The organism is Ensifer adhaerens, assembly GCF_001270265.1.
Classification (GTDB): Bacteria; Pseudomonadota; Alphaproteobacteria; order Rhizobiales; family Rhizobiaceae; genus Ensifer; species Ensifer adhaerens_B.
Genome location: NZ_LGAP01000010.1, coordinates 166,898 through 185,672, shown reverse-complemented (window position 1 = coordinate 185,672; position 18,775 = coordinate 166,898). Strand labels below are relative to the sequence as shown.

The window sequence follows — 18,775 nt, the reverse complement described above, 5'->3', positions numbered from 1 at the left end:
GCTCGTTGTGACGCGTCAGCCATACCAACGCCAAAACCACGTCGTCCATTTTGCCTTCGTCGATCTCCATTCCGCCAGGTTACCACGCGCGATCGCACAAGTCCTGCGGCCCTGCTCGGATGGATACACTCAATATATATTCGTGCCTGGTCTATAGATAGCAACTGCCACCAGTCCCACCGATCGTTCTCTGACAAGCTTGCACCTTCGATCGGCCTTGCTGACAAAGTCAAAGAGGATCAAAATTGATTTTGATACCTGTTCATCGGGGGAGTCAGATGACCAGCACTGGGAAGCTGGCAACTTTCTACTTGGCGGAGAACACAAATTACCCGCTCCTCTACCGGGGAAACATTGATGGTGAATGAACTGCGATAATTCTCAGGAGCTCACAAAATGGCAGGCACCAAACGACCCTATGACGAGTCACTTTTGCGGAAGGCCTTCGATGTGGCGCGGCGTTCGCGCGAAGGCGGGGATCACCCATTTGGTTCAATTCTCGCCGACCATGATGGCAATGTTTTACTGGAACAGTGCAACGGCTACAGTTCGGAAGGTGGCGACCGCACGGCCCACGCGGAGCGGCTTCTCGCCACGCGCGCCGGCAAAGCCTATGATTTGGATTTTCTCGCCGGATGCACGATGTACACATCCGCGGAGCCCTGCGCCATGTGCTCAGGCGCGATCTATTGGGCAGGCATAGGGCGCGTCGTGTTTGGCCTGTCCGAGAGAGAGATGAAACAACAGATAGGCGATAACCAGGAAAATCCGACGCTTGATCTCCCCTGCCACATCGTGTTCGCCGCCGGTCAGCGCCCAACGGAAGTCGTCGGCCCCATGCTTGCGGCCGAGGCGGCGAAACTCCACGAAGAATACTGGTCTCGCCGTTAATAGCCCTTCTGAATAGCTCGGAGACACCATCTGCTTTTCTCCGTCTCCCTTTCGGCAACGACGGGCGACAAGCGGCTCGCAGATCGGCTTTTAGTCCGGCTCGTCGGCCTGGATGACCAGGTCGAATGCGGCCTGCTGCTGTTCCAGCACCGCGATCTGCGCCCGCATCTCCTCGATCCCGAGGCCGATCTCGGCCCGTTTCTTCTTCAACTCGTCTGCTACAAGAACCATACGCAACCACTCCATAGGATCGCGACGATCCTATGAGTTCAGTGGATTGGAGTCTGGTGGCAGTTGCTACCCAATTGCGGAAGACTACCCCCCGGCGAGCCGCTCCACTCGAACGAGGGGACGCACCATAGGCAACCTCTCTCGGCACCGCGCGCCCTCGCCTGCCCGACCTGACCTGTGACCGTGCGATATCGATGATATCGTAATGCGCGGCCGTTGGACCGTCCTTACTCCAGGCGACCCCAAGCCCGATCCTGAAGTCGACATCTCTCACCTTGCGGAGCTGGAAATTGCGACCGGGCAGACCCAGCGTCCATTCCGGGGCAAAGCCAATGCCAAGACCAGCGACACCAGCGAGAAGGTATCGTCGCAGGTATAGCCGTTCTCCAGTCCACGGATGATGTCGTTGGTCGAGCCGCTGAGATGTGCAGTTCGATATCGGGATACTTGCGGCCAATACGCCCCAGGAACGCCGGCAGCACGCCAATCGTCGCGGGACAGACAGTTGTTGAGAGGTCGCGCGATCATCCACCGGGACCGTGGTTTTGCAAGAGGCAGCTCTAACCCCGGCACGGTGCGGGGTGATCGAGCGGCCCGATGGTCGTTGCATCTTCTTGCCGAGGCAAGCTCAATCAAGGTCACGCCTGGTCGATCTTCGGCGAATTCGGTGGCTGCGACACTGGTTGGATCTCGAGAGGTCGGCGCGCCTGTTGACAGGTAAGGTGGGAATTCTTTGCTCGATTGTTCAAGCCCTTGTGGGACCGTTGCTCGACCGTTGGCATGAGGTCACGTCTGGCTTACGCTGGTGCCCAGGGACTGTCTAAGCAGATGGCTGGGGAAAGCTTTGGGGAACGTCATGCGCAACTTCGAAGATCCTGGTCGGTCGCTGGCCGTTGCCCGTCACGGGATGGCGGCAACCTCACATCCGGCCTCAACCCTGACGGCCATAGAGGTCCTGAAGGCAGGAGGCAACGCCATCGATGCGGCGGTGGCGGCCGTCGCGGTTCAATCGGTTGTCGAGGCAGGTTCGACGGGTGTCGGCGGGGACTGTTTCGCAATGATAGCGGTGGAAGGATCCACCGACATTCGCGCGTATAACGGCTCGGGCCGGACGCCGGCCGCCCTGACCCGCGAAGCATTGCGGGCTGAGGGTGTGACTGCAATCGAGCGCTCTTCTCCTCATGCGGTCACGGTTCCTGGAGCGGTCGATGCCTGGTGCCGCCTCTTGAGCGACTTCGGCCGAATGCCGATGGCCGAGGTCCTTCAGCCGGCAATCGCAATGGCACGCGAGGGCTACGCACTGACGCCCCGTGTCGCCGCCGACCTCGGCCTGCAACGCGATCTTCTGGCGGCCGATCCAACCACCCGTGACACCTTCCTGGTTAAGGGAGAGGCGCCGACAGTCGGCTGCACCCAGCGCCAACCCTTGCTCGCGGAGACGCTCGAGGCGATCGCTCGCGACGGCAGGGACGCCTTCTATCGCGGCGCCCGCGCCGAGGATATGGTGAACTATCTGCGCGACCTCGGCGGCCATCATACCCTCGGCGATTTCGCCAGCGCTGCAGGCGACTACGTTACACCCATCTCCACGACCTATCGCGGCCGCACCATCTACGAGTGCCCGCCGAATGGCCAGGGCGTCGTCGCCCTCCTGATCCTGAATATTCTCTCACGTTTCTCGCTGTCCGACGACCCGTTCGACGCGGATGATCTGCATCTCCTCCTCGAGGCAACACGGCTCGCCTACGCCGCGCGCGACGCGATGGTCGCCGATCCGTCTGGGTCGGATGTGGCCGTCGAGCGCATGCTGTCGAGCACGCTTGCTGATCGCCTCGCCAGTCGCATCTCCTTCGATCGGGCCACGGATCCGCTGCCGTCGTTCGACACGGTCGAGCACAAGGATACCGTCTATCTTTGCGTGGTGGATCGCGATCGCAACGCGGTCAGCTTCATCAATTCGATATTCAGTTCCTATGGCAGCGGGCTGATGGCGCCGCGCTCGGGCGTGTTATTCCACAACCGTGGCCAGAGCTTTTCGCTTGTGGCAGGGCATCCCAACGAAGTCGGCCCCCGAAAGCGTCCGATGCATACAATAATCCCGGGAATGGCCGCCGAGGGTGGACGCGTCGTCATGCCGTTCGGAGTGATGGGCGGCCACTACCAGGCCATGGGCCATGCTCATCTGTTATCCCGGCTCTACGATTGCGGTCTCGATCTTCAGACCGCCATTGACCTGCCGCGTCTCTTTCCACTGCCCGCTACCGCAACGGTTGAGGCCGAGGAAGCCGTCCGCACTCGCATCGGCGCCGAGCTGGAACGGCGTGGCTTCAAGGTTCAGCCGCCCCAATGGGCCATTGGCGGGGCGCAGGCCATCCGGATTGACTGGGAGCGCGGCGTCCTGATCGGAGGATCCGATCCCCGCAAGGATGGAATGGCGTTGGGCTACTAGGCTGTAGGCCCATGAAGCGACCGATGTCAGCTGAGGGTGGAAACGAGACTTTGGCTCACCAGCTATCCGACGGCACCCGTGCGCCAAATGCAGTCACTTTCGGATAGCCATCCGACACCTGGGCACGGCAGATGAAGCCCGAGCAACCTCAGATCACAGGGCATTGGCATGAAGGTTGCGGTAGCGGCCGCCACAGACGGCAATGTCTCTAGCCGTAAAGGTAGTCCGGCAGCCAGAGCGTGATGCCGGGCCACAGATACATGATGAGCATGCAGAGGATGACGATCAGCATGTAGGGCATCATGCCGGCGAAGATCTGGTTGAGGGTCACGTGCGGTGGCGAGACGCCTTTGAGATAATAGGCCGACATTGCCACCGGCGGCGAAAGGAACGCCGCCTGCAGATTGACGAAGACGAGCACGCCCCAGAGTATCGGATCGATATCGAAGTGCCTTAGCATCGGCAGGAAGATCGGTACGAAGATGATGATGATCTCGGTCCATTCCAGCGGCCAACCGAGAATGAAGATGATCGCCTGCGACAGGATCATGAACTGCACGGGCGTAAGATTAAGCGCCAGCACCCACTGCTCGATCAGCGCCTGGCCGCCGAGAAGCGCGAAAACGCCGGAGAAGAGCGCCGAGCCGACGAAGAGCCAGCACACCATTGCCGTCGTCTTCGCGGTCAGGAACACCGCTTCCTTGGTGCGCTTCCAGTTGAGTGTTCGCGCCTGGAAGGCCAGCAGGAAAGCGCCGGCCGCACCGACCGCGGCGGATTCGGTTGCAGTCGTGATCCCGAACAGGATGACGGCGAGTACGACGACGGTAAGAATGCCGAGCGGCATCACGGAGGAGACCAGAAGCTTCACGACCTGAAGCCGATCGGCGCTCATGTTGCGGTAGTAGCGGGCGAGCACCGCCGCAGCAATCACGGCAATGACGGCGAACGAGACGTAGAAACTGGTCGGAGGCCCGTTTACCGCCGCTGGTCCAGCATCAGCCGCTGACGCGCCGAGCTGCTCCAGTCCTTCCGGCGCTTCCATCTCCGCCGATGCCTGCGGATGGATGACGACATACCACCACGCGAGAGCCAGGGTGACCGCCGTCAGCGAGAAAGGCACCAGCGCGGCGCAGGCATTCTTGACCAGCTTCCAATAGGTGAGCGGCCCCTCGCCCGTATCGAGCGCCATCGCCCGCGACGGCGAGAACAGCGCGACAAGCAGCCCGGCTGGCATGTTGCGCGAATAGAGCGCCTCAAAGCTCCTCATCCAGGCGGGCACTGGAACTCTTGTCTGCTCCTCTGGCAAGGCGGGCGCGATTTTCGGATTGATCATCGCCCAGCCGAGAATATAGGCGAGATAGAGGAGCGCGAGGAAAAAGCCGGGGAATATCGCGGCGGCATAGAGCTTGACGACCGACTGCCCCGCGACCGCCGCGTAGACGATGATCATCACCGATGGTGGGATCAGAATGCCCAGCGTGCCGCCGGCGGTGATGACGCCCGACGCGAGTTTCACGTCGTAGCCGGCGCGCAGCATCGGGTTCATCGCGATGACGCCCATCAGCACCACCACAGCACCCACGAGGCCGCTGGCAATACCCCAGAAGGTGCAGACGATGAGCGCCGCAACGGCAAGCGACGCAGGCACCCGCCGGAAGGAAAGCTGGATGCTGTAGAACATCTTGTCGACCAGCGCACCGCGCTCCATTACGTAGCCCATGAGAACGAAAAGCGGGATGGAGATCAGGACGTCGTTGGTCATCGCCCCATAGGTGCGCTGAACCATCAGGTCGAAGACGCGATTGTCGATCCAGGGCTCGGCCGGATCGTAGAAAGCGTAAAAGCCGAAGAGCATGCCCAGCCCCATCAGCGTGAAGGCCGTCGGGAACCCCATTATGATGACGACGACGATGAGCCCCAGCATCGTCAGCCCAAGGAACGGATCGCTCACGTCTCGATGTCTCCCCCCAGGCCCCGTTGCCGCGCCGCCCTCTCAATCTCCTGGGCGCGCCCGATCGCCGCCTCGCGGGTTTCCGCGTCTATGTGTTCGCTGTGCGCTAGCTGCTCGGCCACCACGTCGAGCTCCTCAACGTCCTTCAGCCGAGCCGGCCATTCACCCGTCCTCAGGCAGATGACGCAACGCGCGATCTCAGCCAGGCCCTGCAGCATGACGAGCGCGCCGGCCACCGGAATGACCGACTTGAAATAGTAGATCGGCGGTCCCTCCGCCGTGACGGTCGAGTGTTCGCCGATCCGCCAGGAGAGCGCGGCGTAGTCGTAGCCCGCGTAGACGAGCGCTGCGACACCGGGCAGGAAGAAGAAGATGTAGAGGGCGAGATCAAGGGCGGCCTGCGTGCGCGGCCGCATCGAGCTGTAGAGGAAATCGCCGCGCACATGGGCATTCTGCGCCAGCGCATAGGCCCCGGCCAGCATGAACAGCGTGCCATAGAACATGTTGCTGGCGTCAAATATCCACGCCGTCGGCATGTTCATGATGTAGCGCTTGAAAACTTCGATGCAGACGAGCGCCATCAGCCCGATGATCAGCCAGGCCGCAGCCTTTCCGACCCAGACGCTGATCGCATCGACCCTGAGCAAAAAGTGCTGAACGTTCACGGTTGCCCCCGGAAATGGCGAGAGACGCCGTGGGCTCCCGCCTATCTCAATTGGAGCCGATCGCGAAGCATCGCCGGATTAGGCCGACAATGCCTGCCGGCCCGGATTTACATGTCAGAACTCCTTCGCCACGCCGTCCTGCCCGAAGTAGTGGTCAAAGGCCATCCGCCGGCCGACGACGGTGTCCTGCTCCCATCGCGTTGCTCGCTCGGCAAAGGCGATCTGGGAGCTTATGACTTCCTTGAACAGCGGGTTTTCCGCCGCTTTCTTCTTCACCACCTCGTCATAGACCTCGAGCTGCTTCTTGAGGATCGCCTCCGGCGTCCTGTAGAACTTGACCTTGTCGGTCGTCTGCATCTCCACATAGTCTTTCGAGTAGCGGTCGATCGCCTTCCAGTGCATATCCTGCGAAGCGGCCTCGGCGGCATTGGTGATGATTGCCTTCATCTGACCTGGCAGGCCGTCATACTTCGCTTTGTTGAACATGACCTCGAACTGCTCCGCATTCTGGTGATAGCTTTGCAGCATGCAGATCTTCGAGACATCCGGGAAACCGAGCACCCGGTCTGACGAGGCATTGTTGAACTCGGCCGCGTCAATCAGGCCACGGTCCAACCCCGAGACGATTTCGCCGCCAGGCAGCGCGGTCACCGCGGCACCGAGCGCGGTGAAGACATCGATCGAGATGCCGACGGTGCGGAATTTCAATCCCTGGAGATCCTCGGCCTTGGCTATGGGTTTCTTGAACCAGCCAAGCGGCTGTGTCGGCATCGGCCCGTAAAGGAACGAAACGACACTGGCGCCGATAGAGTCATAGAGCTTTGCCAGCAGCTCCTTGCCGCCGCCGTATTTGTGCCAGGCGAGCAGCATGTTCGCGTCCATGGCGAAGCCCGGACCAGAGCCCCATAGCGCTAGCGCCGTCTGTTTTCCGTAATGGTAAACGACCACGCCGTGGCCACCGTCGAGCGTCCCCTGCGACACCGCGTCGAGCAGGCCGAAGGCGGGCACGACGGCGCCCGCCGGCAGCACCTCGATCTTCAGGTCGCCGCCGGTCATGTCGTTGACCTTCTTGGCGAAATCGAGCGCGAATTCGTGGAAGATATCCTTGGAGGGCCATGTGCTCTGGAAGCGCAGGTTGACCGGGCCCTGTGCTTTGACGACGCTTGGTGACGCGATCATCGCCGCACCGGCCAAGGCGGCACCGCTTAAGAATTTGCGGCGCGATGTGCTTCCCCTGATCTGGGATCTGCGTTTCATCTCTTCCTCCCGAAAGCATGGGCCTCCCCGCCTTGCGAGCGGGAGGAGAAAAAGGGCAATGCGGTTTTCTGCTCGTATTCCGCTCGTAATCTAGTGTTGTGACTCCAAATTATACTCCTCAATGAGCTCCAACTCCAACACCGTGTGGACGCACTCATCCCGGAACGACCAGTTCCAGAAGTGGCCATCCGGCCTCGTTAGAACGGCCCGGCGCCAACCTGGTGAAAGCTGGTTAGATCCCTTGCTAATTAGGGCGTGTCGCCGAGGGCCCCGGCGCTCTCAAGGGCGCCGATCCGGGACGATGTTTGGTCAATTCGCGTTCGGCTGGAGTTGTCGCACTCGCTTGCCATCGTCCGCAAAGGCCACCACGGGACATGCCCGGCGTTGTCATCGGGGTCGCAAGCGGCCGATAGCCAGTATTAGCTCTGCGCCACAGGAGGGCGTCAAAGCATGAACGTCTTGCCGACCGCGGATGGGACGACCCTCTCGCCATACGCGGCGGCCAGTGCGCTCACGGCGCGCCAGCCCGTGCAGTGCCCCGGTGATATCAATTGCAGGTCAAACTGCGCCAGCGCTTCGACCGTCTCCGGGATAATTGGCTCGGTGATCCCGGAGAGGTGGGGGCCGCCAAACACGCCATAAAGCGGGATATCCGGAAACCGTGCCTGGGCGTGCGTCAGAACGTTGATCAGGCCGGCGTGCGAACAGGCGGTGAAGACGACTTGCCCCTTGTCGGCCACGTTGATCGCCACGAAACGCTCGTCCGGCATTACCTCGTCCAGTTCCCAACTGCCTGCCGCGGTCTGGCGATATTGGCCGGGAAACCCGCGTTCGAACCGGGTCACGCGCGGGATTTCGCCGCTCACATAGAACGTTTCGTCAAAAAGCAACTGCTCGTCTCGGGTAACAATGACATCGGCGCCGTTTCCGGACAGGACATCGACGCTCGGCACCAGCTCCATCGGTCGAAACTGCCCGTCAGCGGATTTGGTCGCGCGCAAGGCGAACATATCGGGATGCATGTAGGTCGGGACGTGCTGCCCGCCATTGCCCATTGTGATCATCTGGAGGGCGCGCGGCATCGCACCCCCATGATCCCAGTGACCATGCGAAAGTATCACTGCGCCAACTTCCCCGAGATCGACGCCGAGCCGGACCACGTTGCGCTCAAACACCCATTCCTCGGGCCCGGTGTCGAACAGCAGCGTGCGGCTGGAGGGTCCGGTCCGGGCGGTGATCAAGCAGGAAAGCCCATGCGCGGCGCAGCACAGGCATTTCCCGGACAGCCATCGCATCCCGCGACGGCGATGGCTGGCGAACTCGGTCTCGACGAAGGCAGGATTCGACGAGAGACTGTCGGTCGCGTTGTCGACCAGAAAGATGACCTCTGCCGTAGCGACGGCTTTCATGGAAGCAGTCCCTTCTGAAGATGCATCGGACCACTCTATCCAATTCGGGTGCTGCCCACAGCTCCGATCGGCATTATCGAAGCACTAAAGATATCCGAGCGTTCGCTATGTTCTTTTCTTGACAGATCGTTCCAGAATACCTAACTCACACACATGGCAAGGACAAAGGAATTCGATAGAGAGCAGGCGCTGGACGACGCCATCGAGGTGTTTCGCGAACACGGTTTCGAGGGCACGTCCACCCATATGCTCGTACGTGCGATGAAAATTGGCCGGCAGAGTCTTTATGATACGTTTGGCGACAAGTGGAAGCTCTACTGCCTTGCTGTGGAACGCTACGCCGCCACGGAAACGGATGCCCACATCGCCATGCTGCGCGGTGCGCCGCGTGCCCAGGACGGCATCCGGGCGATGATGGAGCGAGTGGTTGAAAATGCTTCCCAGGCCTGTCTTGGCGTGAACTCGGTCTGCGAGTTCGGCCAGAGCCGACCTGACCTTACGGCAATTCATCAGGCTGCTGACCGGCGATTGAAGCATGCCGCCAAGCAACGCATCAGCGAGGCTCAGGCGGAAGGGGATCTGGACGCAACGGTCTCCACGGAAGAGGCTGCCGATTTCCTCTTCGCGAATGTCGCCGGCATCCGTATCGCTGCGCGCGGCGGCGCGGGACTAGGAGAACTCAAGACCCTCGCCAGGATCGCGCTTCGGGTAGTGACATGAGGGCAAAATTTTTTGCGTATTTCTGGAATGATCAGTCAAGAAAGGAAGATCATGAAAGCCGTGGTTATGAATGAGATCGGTGGCACCGACGTGATGGAATTTGTCGACCTCCCCGATCCGGTCGCCACACCGGGACATGTGGTGGTCGAAGTCGCCGCCGCAGGCGTGAACTTCATGGATATCGGCGTGCGCCAGGGCATGGCATGGACAGACAGGCCCAACCCGAAAATTCTCGGCGTCGAAGGTGCGGGACGCATCGTCGCGCTTGGCGATGGGGTCGATGGTTTCGCTATCGGAGACCGGGTCGCCTGGGTCTACGCGCCAGGAAGCTATGCCTCGCACGTCCTGATTTCAGCGGACGCGCTCGTGCGACTTCCCAACACTATTGATGACCAGACGGCCGCCTCCGTCATGATGCAAGGATTGACAGCGAGCCACTTCGCCACTGATTTCTACCCGGTCCAGCCTGGAGATACCGCGCTCGTGCATGCTGCGGCGGGTGGCGTCGGCTTGCTCCTGACACAGATCATCCGGCTGAGGGGCGGACACGTGATCGGCCGGGTTTCGTCCACCGACAAGGTGGAAGTCGCAAAAGCGGCTGGCGCGAACGACGTTATCGTCGACACGGAAGGAAACTTCGCCGATGAGGTTTTGCGTCTCACCGGCGGAGAAGGTGTGAGCGTCGTCTATGACGGTTCCGGTCCCAAGACCTTTCAGGGATCGCTCGCCGCGCTTCGTCGCTCCGGCACGTTCTGCTGGTATGGGCCGGTGCTTGGCGGTCCGGGGCCGCTCGACATCATGAGCCTGCCGAAGAGCATCAAGATCGGCTATGCGATATTCTTCGATCACATCAGTACGCCCGAACTTCTTCGCGCCCGCACCGAGCAGTTGTTCCATTGGATTCACGATGGATCTCTCAAGTTGCGCGTTGGTGGAACCTACCCGCTTTCTGATGCCGCCCGTGCTCATGCCGACATGGAAAGCCGGGCGACCACCGGCAAGCTGTTGCTGATCCCATAGGGAAAGATGGCGTAACGGCCTTGATACGGAGAGCGTCGTTGATCCTCTGGATGTCATGCCAAGTGCGGGCTGAAGAAGCAATATGACGCCACGGCGCTGCTGGAGCGCATCGGCGATGTGCCTATGCCGTCTCTTCTGGGCCAACTGGCAAGAGCAAACGGCTGCACGAAGACAGAAAACCCATTCTACGACCGCCGTCAGCTGACATATTCCAGACCGAACCCGCTGGAGCAACCACCCTCCCGATCAAACCGGCTGGCAACACGGCGCCAGCCGGACGACCGGAGGAGATCACCTTCGGCAATTTGCCGGAATGGTGCGAACTCTTTTGCAGGGGCAAGCACTGCCGCCGTGAGGCGCATCTTAATCGCAGCGACCTCCAGCGTCGCTTCGGCAAGCAACAGTCGATACTCGCACCCGCACCGAAAATGCGCTGCAAACGCTGCAAGAACGCCGCAGGAAATACGATCAAGATCGGGAAGGAAAGGCGCTGACCGCACGATTGGTTGACGTGGGCGGCCGCCGCGATACCTTGGCGCAGGGGAGCAATTGCCATGTGTGGTCGTGTCTACCTGAAAACCAACCTTGAAGGGCTGTTGCGCGCCTTTGCCTTCGCCAAGCGTGATGGGGCCGAAGGGCTGGCAAACCAAATGCCGCGCTTCAACGGCGCACCGTCTCAATATTATCCGGTCATCATCCGCGACGTGATCCGCGACGACGGTGTGATGGGGCCCGTTTTTATCGCCGCGCGATGGGGTCTCATTCCGGGTTGGATCAAGGAACGCAAGCCCGGCCAGCCGGCGCCGATCAACGCGAAAGCTGAGACGATCGCGACGAACGGCATGTTCCGCGGCGCCTACAAGTCACGCCGCTGCCTAGTACCGATCGATGGGTTTTTCGAGTGGAAGGACATCCATGGGACCGGCAAGAACAAGCAACCTTATGCCATCGCCATGAAGTCGGGAGAACCGTTTGTGCTCGCCGGCATCTGGGAAACTTGGCGCGATCCAGGCACCGACGAGGATATCCGCACCTTCTGCGTCGTGACCTGCGAACCGAATGAAATGATGGCGACGATCCACGACCGCATGCCAGTCATACTGCATCCGGAAGATTACGATCGCTGGATTTCACCGGAGCCCGAAGCGGCCGACCTCATGAAGCCGTTCCCGGCCGAGCTGATGACCATGTGGAAGATCGGCAGCAAGGTCGGTTCACCGAGGAACGACAGCGCCGACATTCTCGACCCGGTCGATTGAGGAGCCAACATGGTGGCCCGAGGTCGAGATGACACCTCGCGAGAAAGCATTGCAAGGCTATCCGATCACCATACTCATCTACAGTGTGCCCCTCGCCAGTTTGGCCGTTGCATTGTTTTGAGCGCTGGCGATCGCCCGCGCCCTAACAGGAGCGTGCTACCTCGTTGCCTGGAACCAAGCTGTAACAGGTAACCTGCAACAGGAATATCCATATCCCGGGATACTGTTTCCGCGATTTTCATCATCGTTTTTAGTGCGATCCAACGGCCGGTCTCCATCCCGCACGTGTGGCGTTGCGAGCCTAGTGTGTACACCGGAAGTTTCGGTTGAGCACGCGGAGTAGCAGCGATACAGATGACCTAGTGAGAAACCTCACCGCCGCCGCCCGCTCGCGCTCTGATGACAGCGGCAAGTGCCGCACGGCGCCACTCGGGCAGCTTCAAGATGAAGGTATCCATGTCCCGCCCAAAGTTCGACCAGGCCTTGTCGCCCGCCTGACCCGGATCAATGACGCCGGCCGCTTCAAGGTCGGATCGATCCATATTCACGCGGGCGAGTGAAATTTGCAGCAGATCCGTGCCAGTGATCATCGCCCTACTCCCTGCTGGCGAAAATTGAGCGTCCCGTGGCTTGTCTGCTGCGGCGCTTGATCCGGCTCGGCCGCTTCCTCCTCTTGGATTAGCCGGTGGTAACAGGCCTCAATATCCTGGGCGATGCCTTCGGCGTCGTAGAGGTAACCATCCGTGCCGCCGTCGGTCTCGATGATCTCGGCAAGGGAGTTCATCACCGCGCGACCCAGGCGTTGAAGAGCGTCGCGATGCTGATCAGCGCCGCCACCCTCGAACGCGCGGTTGGCCTCGTCGAGGGCCAGGCGCATGGACTGAAATGATCCGTCGATATGGAGTTTCGTGTTCACAGCACCGCCTCCTTACCCTTGGCTTGGTGCAACAGACTCCTCCAACGCAATACTCGTGGACAGGCTCATCCTACTATCGACAGCCCACTAAACGCCACAATTGATTCGCGTATTAAGGGGAACAAACGTAATCTGCCTCCGTTGAATCCGGGTTCACCGGGAGAAATCGACATGGCCGGACGTGCTCTTTGGAAGGGCTTTCTGAAATTTGGCGAACTCGCCTGCCCCGTCGCGCTGCACAGTGCGGCGTCGACTTCGGAGCGCGTTAGCTTCAATACCCTGAATCGAAAAACCGGCAATCGGGTGAAGCGAGAGTTCGTTGACGCGGTGACCTATGACGTCGTCGAGCGCGAAGACCAGGTCAAAGGATACGAGGTCGACAACAACCTCTATGTCGTGTTCGAGCCGGATGAGATCGCGGCTACGATCCCTCAGAGCGACAAGACACTGCGCGTCCAGACCTATGTGCCCTGCAGCGAGATCGACGACGTCTTCTTCGACAAGCCCTACTACCTGACGCCTGATCGCTTCGGCGCCGAGACGTTCGTCCTGATCAGAGATGCCATGCGCCAGTCGAAGGTTGCCGCCATAGCGCAGGCCGTGCTCTTCCGCCGGCTTCGAACGGTGCTGGTTCGCGCCCATGGCGACGGACTGATCGCGACCACCCTCCACTTCGACTACGAGGTTCGATCCGCAAAGGAAGCCTTCGCCGAGATACCCAAACTCAAGATCGAAGGAGAGATGCTCGACATCGCCAAGCACATCGTCAAGACCAAGAAGGGCGAGTTCGACCCGAAGACCTTCGATGACCGCTACGACGCGGCACTCGCCGAGTTGGTGAAGGCAAAGATGGAGGGCCGGACCATCACCCCGAAGAAGGTTCCGAAGGTCGAGCCCTCGAGCAACTTGATGGAAGCGCTACGCATGAGTGCCGGTTTCGGGTCCGCTCGGGCGTCGAAGCCCGCCACAAAGCGCGGCGCAGGCGCTCAGCCAGCCACCGCGGCAAAGTCGCCGCGCAGAAAGGCCGGCTAAGCCATGGCCGTCAAACCGTACTGGAAAGGCTATCTGAAGCTCTCGCTGGTCATGTGCCCGGTCGCCATGTCGCCGGCAACCAGTGAATCCGAGAAGGTGCGTTTTCACACCATGAGCCGCACCACGGGCAATCGCGTTGTCTCCCAATACGTTGACAGCGTAACCGGCAAGGAAGTTGCCGACAGAGATCAAGTGAAGGGCTACGAGCGCGGCGACGGCGACTATGTCATGTTGGAAGACGACGAGATTGCAGCGGTCGGCCTCGAAAGCACGCGAACGATCGACATCACTCTCTTCACCCCGCGCGAATCCATCCAATGGATCTGGCTCGACACGCCTCACTACCTGGTGCCGAACGACAAGGTCGGAGAAGAAGCCTTTGCAGTCATCCGGGAAGCGATGAAGGCCGAAAACATGGTCGGCATATCACGCCTCGTCTTCGGCCGCCGCGAACACGCCGTCATGCTGGAGCCGCGCGACGAAGGCATTATTCTCTGGACGCTGCGCTATGGCGACGAAGTGCGACCGGAGGCGGAATACTTCTCGGACATCAAAGCGGAGAAACCAGATCTCAGCCTCATGCCGTTGATGCGGCAGCTCATCAAACAGCACACGAAGAAGTGGTCGCCTGATCTCATCACCGATCCGGTTCAGGATCGGCTGCTCGAGCTCATCGCCCTCAAGAAGAAGTCGATCAAGAAGTCGGCTAGGGCCAAGGCAAAGGAAACGCCCGTCGGCGAGAAGGACAACGTCGTCGACCTCATGGCGGCGCTGAAAAAGAGCCTTGAGGCAAAGAAGCGCGCGCCTTAACTGCGGGAACAATACCGCGCTTTAACGATTATATTAGTGCACGCGCAAAAGCGATCCAGATGATGATCCGTCGGGATCGTGTGCAAGGATGGCCTCCGCCAAGGAGGTCATCCTTTTCGTTGCGCGTCCTGACGACGCTCGAAGGAGCAAGCCCTCCATGAGCACGATTGCTCCCACGCTCAGCTGAAAATGGAACTTCTGCGGGAAATCCCGCCAGTGGTAGGACCTTGGTCCGACACGGACCGGCAAAGGTCGTAGGTGCGTTGTCGAATCTCACGCCGCATGCATACTCGGGCAGGCAACGCGCCTACGGAACAACGGCCCGCCCCGCCGCCGTGAGCGCGAGTGGTCCCAGAGCGAGGCCCCCAAGCCCCAATCCCGCACCGCTCTGGGACCCGCCTGCCGTTGCAACTGACCTCTTTCGATACGCTGGAGGCTGTTTCTTTTCAGACCTTCCCCATGATGATGAACACGATCCGCCAGATCGCTTCGGCAAGACTCACTCCGAGCGCCATGGCGGCAATGCCTGCGACCCCGAGCGCGCTGTAGAGACTGCGCGCGGAGCCACTTCCGGCACGGTCGCCCAGCGGGCGGCCTCTCGAATTTAAACACAGATGCTCACCTGCCCGGCCTGACCAGCGACCTCGCGATATCGATGATGTCGTCGCGGGCTGCCGTTGGATCGCCCTTGCTCCAGGCGACCCCGAGCGATACCGAGACCGGCTGAAACCAGTGACACTAGATCAATTTCATTGTTTCATTGAAACAGTGAAATGATCTAACTCTTTGAAACTACGCAATTCCGGGCGGAAAACCGTTTCACACTTTTCCTGGAATTGCTCTAAAGAGAAGGTGTCGTCAGCGACCGCTAAGGTGCTCAAGCTTGGCTACTACCGGCTGTCGAGACGACTGGCTGGTCAAAATGATCCGTCGTAGCGCCGACGACATCAGTGATATCGGTAATTGCGGCGCAAAAGGCGGGAAACGCTCAACGTACGACGGTGCAAAAGGCCTTTCTGATGTCAGAGCCCCCGCAACCTTCAGCTCTGCTTGACAGGTTGCAGTTCCGGCGAAAGGCAAAAGAGTCTACTTCGTCCGGCTCGTGTTCGCACAACGCGGATTGCCTGCATTTCCGCATTGGACCATATACTGCCACTAACACAGCGGCTCAGTTTCCGGAGAATCGATGACCACCTTACGTACTGAAGCTTCCGAACCCCAGACGGACACGCGCAACTTCCTTGTCCTCCTCCTCGGCTGCGTCGGTGTCGTCTATGGCGACATCGGAACGAGCCCGCTCTACGCGTTTCGCGAGGCACTGCGCCCCTTCTCGGCTGACGGCGTACATCATGACGAGGTGATTGGCCTTATTTCCCTGATGGTCTGGACGCTGACGATCATCGTCACGTTCAAATACGTGCTCTTCCTGCTGCGCGCTGACAACGACGGGGAAGGCGGAACGCTGTCACTTCTCGCGCTCCTGATGAAGAAGACGGGCAGTTTCATGCCCGTGCTCTTCTTCGCGGGACTGATCGGGGCGGCGCTGTTCATCGGTGACGCGATGATCACCCCTGCCCTGTCGGTCATGTCGGCACTCGAAGGCATGAAGCTGGTAACTCCCGCCTTCTCCGGTTATGTGCTGCCGCTGTCTGCCGCCATCATGGTCGCGCTTTTCGCCGTTCAGTCGAAAGGCACCCAAGCGGTCGCCAGGTTCTTCGGGCCAATCACGGTGGTGTGGTTCCTCGCCATGGCGTGGGGCGGTCTCATCCACATTGGCGACGACTGGACGATCCTGCAGGCTCTCAATCCGATCAACGCGCTCTGGTTCATCACGCATGCGGGCTGGGCAGGCTTGGTCGTGCTCGGCGCGGTGTTCCTGACGGTCACAGGAGCGGAAGCGCTCTACGCCGACCTCGGCCACTTCGGACGGAAGCCAATCAGTACGGCGTGGTTCGCGCTCGTGTTCCCCGCATTGGCGCTCAACTACCTCGGCCAGGGAGCCCTCGTGCTCAGCCATCCGGACGCGGTGGAGAACCCCTTCTACCTGCTCTACCCCGACTGGGCTCTGCTGCCGATGGTGATCCTCGCCACCATGGCGACCATCATCGCGAGCCAGGCCGTCATCACGGGCGCGTTCTCGCTGGCCCGACAGGCTGTCCATCTCGGCTTCCTGCCGCGCCTGCTGATCAAGTTCACCTCCGAGACCACCACCGGACAAATCTACGTGCCCGCCGTGAACGTCATGCTGTTTGTCGGCGTGATCGTGCTGATCTTCTCGTTCGGAGACTCGGAGTCTCTCGCCACCGCCTATGGTATATCGGTGACAGGCGCGATGGTCGTGACAACGGTCATGGCTTTCCAGTTCCTCCGTTCTGTCTGGGGTTATTCCACGCTTCTGGCGGGTCTGCTTATATTGCCACTGCTGGTCATCGAGAGCGTCTTCCTGCTCGCCAACCTGCTGAAGATCCATGACGGCGGCTGGGTGCCGATCGCACTGGCGCTGGCCATCATGCTCATCATGTGGACCTGGACCCGCGGATCCCGCGTGCTCCGTGAGAAGACGGCGCGCCATGACATCCCGCTGGAGACGTTCATCCGTTCCATAGAGAAATCGACGCATGCACCCCAGATGGTCCGAGGGACGGCGGTCTTCCTGACAGGCGCGGGCGATAAGACTCCGGCAGTCCTCCTCCACAACATCAAGCACAATCACGTCCTTCACGAACACAACGTCATCCTTACAGTCCGCACCTCCGAGCACCCGTACGTCGCAGAGGAAGACCGAGTATCGCTGACAAGGCTTTCGGACAGGTTCGCAAGGCTGGAGCTCTGCTTCGGCTTCATGGACGAACCGAACGTTTCCAAGGCGCTCTCGCTCTGCAAGAAGGCAGGCTTTAAGTTCGAGATCATGCAGACCTCATTCTATCTCGGGCGCAGAACCCTCATCAGCGATCCGAACTCTGGCCTGCCCCGCTGGCAGGATCATCTCTATATCGCGCTCGCAGGACTCGGTATCGATCCGTCGTCGTATTTCAAGCTTCCCGCCAACAGGGTCGTCGAGATCGGCGAGCAAGTCACGATCTGACCGAGCGCCAGCGCCGAGATTTCTTCTGGCTGGCCCGACGCTCGCTTGACACGCATCACCAACTTCGGAATCCCAAATGACAGTCGTCGCCTCCTATTTATATCGTGCCGGCAAACGCGCCGTAGAGGTGCCGCTTACCGCCGAGCCGTTCCACGCCCAGGAAGGTGAGTTCGTCTGGATCGGGGTTAGTGATCCCACCCCGGACGAAATGACCAGTCTCCAGGAGATGTTCGGGCTTCATGCCCTGGCGGTCGAGGACGCACTGAACGGCATGCAGGTTCCCAAGGTCGACATCTATGGCGACCAATTGTTCGTCGTCATCAAGACTGCCCACCTGGAAGGCGAGAAGATCGCCTACGGCGAAACCTGCATGTTCGTGGGGAAGCACCACCTGATCTCCGTGCGCCATGGTTCTGCCCGTTCCCACAAGGAATTGCGTCAGCAACTCGAGCAGTCGCCGCAGCTGCTTGAACACGGACCCGATTATGTCCTCCACGGCATCATCGACTTCGTTGTCGACGGCTACCTGCCGATGGTCGAGACGCTTGAGGACAAGATCCTGGAGCTGGAAAAGCACGTGCTCATGTCCTTACTGCAGCCTGAGCAGATCAGGCGCGTCTTCCGTATGCGCCGTCATGTCATCCGATTCCAGCGCGTCCTGGGGCCGATGGGCGAAGTAGTGGGAAAGCTGAGCCACCTCGATCTCCCCTGCATTGACGACAACGCAAAACCCTTCTTCAAGGACGTCCATGACCATATCAGGCGCGTGGAGGGCTTGGTCAGCGGCCTTCGCGAGATAATGACGTCCGTCTTCGAAGCCTCGAACCTGCTCGAGCAGCAGCGCCAAGGGACCATCACCCGGCAGCTTGCCGCATGGGCGGCGATCCTCGCCGTGCCGACTGCGATTGCGGGCATCTACGGGATGAACTTCGAACATATGCCCGAGCTTGGAACGCGCTACGGCTACTTTGCCGTCCTCGGCGTCATCGCCACTCTTTGCGGCATCCTCTATTGGCGGTTCAAGAAGTCCGGCTGGCTCTAGGTGCTGAGATTGAGCGATACAATGTCCTTGTGGGCGTT

16 protein-coding genes and 2 pseudogenes are annotated in these 18,775 nt (G+C 60.3%); 9 read left to right on the top strand and 9 right to left on the bottom strand.

Annotated elements, in window-relative coordinates:
• The first annotated feature begins 396 nt into the window (after nt 1-396).
• Nucleotides 397-891 (top strand): nucleoside deaminase, encoded by a 495-nt coding sequence (locus AC244_RS17175; protein ID WP_053250040.1) that lies wholly within the window; start codon nt 397-399, stop codon nt 889-891.
• A 90-nt stretch (nt 892-981) separates the two neighbouring features.
• Here AC244_RS17175 and AC244_RS37180 read toward each other — a convergent pair whose 3' ends face one another.
• Entirely contained in the window at nt 982-1,122 is a 141-nt protein-coding gene (locus tag AC244_RS37180; RefSeq protein WP_161807874.1) for a hypothetical protein, read from the bottom strand.
• Nucleotides 1,123-1,282: 160 nt separating this feature from the next.
• Nucleotides 1,283-1,628 (bottom strand): annotated as a pseudogene (locus tag AC244_RS38115) (LysR family transcriptional regulator); the annotation flags it as partial.
• A gap of 350 nt (nt 1,629-1,978) precedes the next feature.
• On the opposite strand from AC244_RS38115, the gene AC244_RS17170 reads away from it, so the two are divergent.
• The gene (locus AC244_RS17170) at nt 1,979-3,571 is read left to right on the top strand and encodes a gamma-glutamyltransferase family protein (protein WP_053250039.1); all 1,593 of its coding nucleotides are present in this window, start codon (nt 1,979-1,981) and stop codon (nt 3,569-3,571) included.
• Nucleotides 3,572-3,779: 208 nt separating this feature from the next.
• Here AC244_RS17170 and AC244_RS17165 read toward each other — a convergent pair whose 3' ends face one another.
• The 4 genes from AC244_RS17165 to AC244_RS17150 all read right to left on the bottom strand — a co-directional run bounded on the left by AC244_RS17165 (nt 3,780) and on the right by AC244_RS17150 (nt 8,853).
• Complete coding sequence (locus AC244_RS17165) at nt 3,780-5,522, bottom strand: TRAP transporter large permease (RefSeq protein ID WP_053250038.1); 1,743 nt, start codon at nt 5,520-5,522, stop codon at nt 3,780-3,782.
• Complete coding sequence (locus AC244_RS17160) at nt 5,519-6,187, bottom strand: TRAP transporter small permease subunit (protein WP_053250037.1); 669 nt, start codon at nt 6,185-6,187, stop codon at nt 5,519-5,521. Before AC244_RS17160 ends, AC244_RS17165 begins: the two co-directional genes overlap by 4 nt.
• 114 nt (nt 6,188-6,301) lie before the next feature.
• Nucleotides 6,302-7,444: a TRAP transporter substrate-binding protein gene (locus AC244_RS17155; RefSeq protein WP_053250036.1), complete on the bottom strand. Its 1,143-nt coding sequence runs from the start codon at nt 7,442-7,444 to the stop codon at nt 6,302-6,304.
• Between the two features lie 443 nt (nt 7,445-7,887).
• Nucleotides 7,888-8,853: an MBL fold metallo-hydrolase gene (locus AC244_RS17150; protein ID WP_053250035.1), complete on the bottom strand. Its 966-nt coding sequence runs from the start codon at nt 8,851-8,853 to the stop codon at nt 7,888-7,890.
• Between the two features lie 153 nt (nt 8,854-9,006).
• Between AC244_RS17150 and AC244_RS17145 the strand changes: the two genes are divergently transcribed.
• The 3 genes from AC244_RS17145 (at nt 9,007) to AC244_RS17130 (ending at nt 11,852) form a co-directional block, all read left to right on the top strand.
• A complete protein-coding gene (locus AC244_RS17145; protein ID WP_053250034.1) occupies nt 9,007-9,573 on the top strand; it encodes a TetR/AcrR family transcriptional regulator in 567 nt (188 codons plus the stop codon).
• Between the two features lie 51 nt (nt 9,574-9,624).
• Entirely contained in the window at nt 9,625-10,593 is a 969-nt protein-coding gene (locus tag AC244_RS17140) for a quinone oxidoreductase family protein (protein ID WP_053250051.1), read from the top strand.
• A gap of 554 nt (nt 10,594-11,147) precedes the next feature.
• Complete coding sequence (locus tag AC244_RS17130) at nt 11,148-11,852, top strand: SOS response-associated peptidase (protein ID WP_053250032.1); 705 nt, start codon at nt 11,148-11,150, stop codon at nt 11,850-11,852.
• A 359-nt stretch (nt 11,853-12,211) separates the two neighbouring features.
• Here the strand turns inward: AC244_RS17130 and AC244_RS17125 are convergent, their stop codons facing one another.
• Nucleotides 12,212-12,442 (bottom strand): hypothetical protein, encoded by a 231-nt coding sequence (locus tag AC244_RS17125; RefSeq protein WP_053250031.1) that lies wholly within the window; start codon nt 12,440-12,442, stop codon nt 12,212-12,214.
• Nucleotides 12,439-12,768, bottom strand: coding sequence for a hypothetical protein (locus tag AC244_RS17120; RefSeq protein ID WP_053250030.1), 330 nt, complete (start codon nt 12,766-12,768; stop codon nt 12,439-12,441). Before AC244_RS17120 ends, AC244_RS17125 begins: the two co-directional genes overlap by 4 nt.
• A 171-nt stretch (nt 12,769-12,939) precedes the next feature.
• Here AC244_RS17120 and AC244_RS17115 point away from each other — a divergent pair, with 171 nt between their 5' ends.
• Together AC244_RS17115 and AC244_RS17110 are read left to right on the top strand one after the other, a co-directional pair.
• On the top strand, nt 12,940-13,800 hold the full coding sequence (locus AC244_RS17115) for a Ku protein (RefSeq protein WP_082366884.1): 861 nt from the start codon (nt 12,940-12,942) through the stop codon (nt 13,798-13,800).
• A 3-nt stretch (nt 13,801-13,803) separates the two neighbouring features.
• Nucleotides 13,804-14,610: a Ku protein gene (locus AC244_RS17110; RefSeq protein WP_053250029.1), complete on the top strand. Its 807-nt coding sequence runs from the start codon at nt 13,804-13,806 to the stop codon at nt 14,608-14,610.
• Between the two features lie 618 nt (nt 14,611-15,228).
• Here the strand turns inward: AC244_RS17110 and AC244_RS38110 are convergent.
• A pseudogene (locus tag AC244_RS38110) lies at nt 15,229-15,324 on the bottom strand (LysR family transcriptional regulator); the annotation flags it as partial.
• Nucleotides 15,325-15,796: 472 nt separating this feature from the next.
• On the opposite strand from AC244_RS38110, the gene AC244_RS17105 reads away from it, so the two are divergent.
• Both AC244_RS17105 and AC244_RS17100 read left to right on the top strand, forming a co-directional pair.
• Complete coding sequence (locus AC244_RS17105) at nt 15,797-17,695, top strand: potassium transporter Kup (protein ID WP_053250028.1); 1,899 nt, start codon at nt 15,797-15,799, stop codon at nt 17,693-17,695.
• A gap of 76 nt (nt 17,696-17,771) precedes the next feature.
• Entirely contained in the window at nt 17,772-18,737 is a 966-nt protein-coding gene (locus AC244_RS17100; protein WP_053250027.1) for a magnesium and cobalt transport protein CorA, read from the top strand.
• The last annotated feature ends 38 nt before the right edge of the window (nt 18,738-18,775 follow it).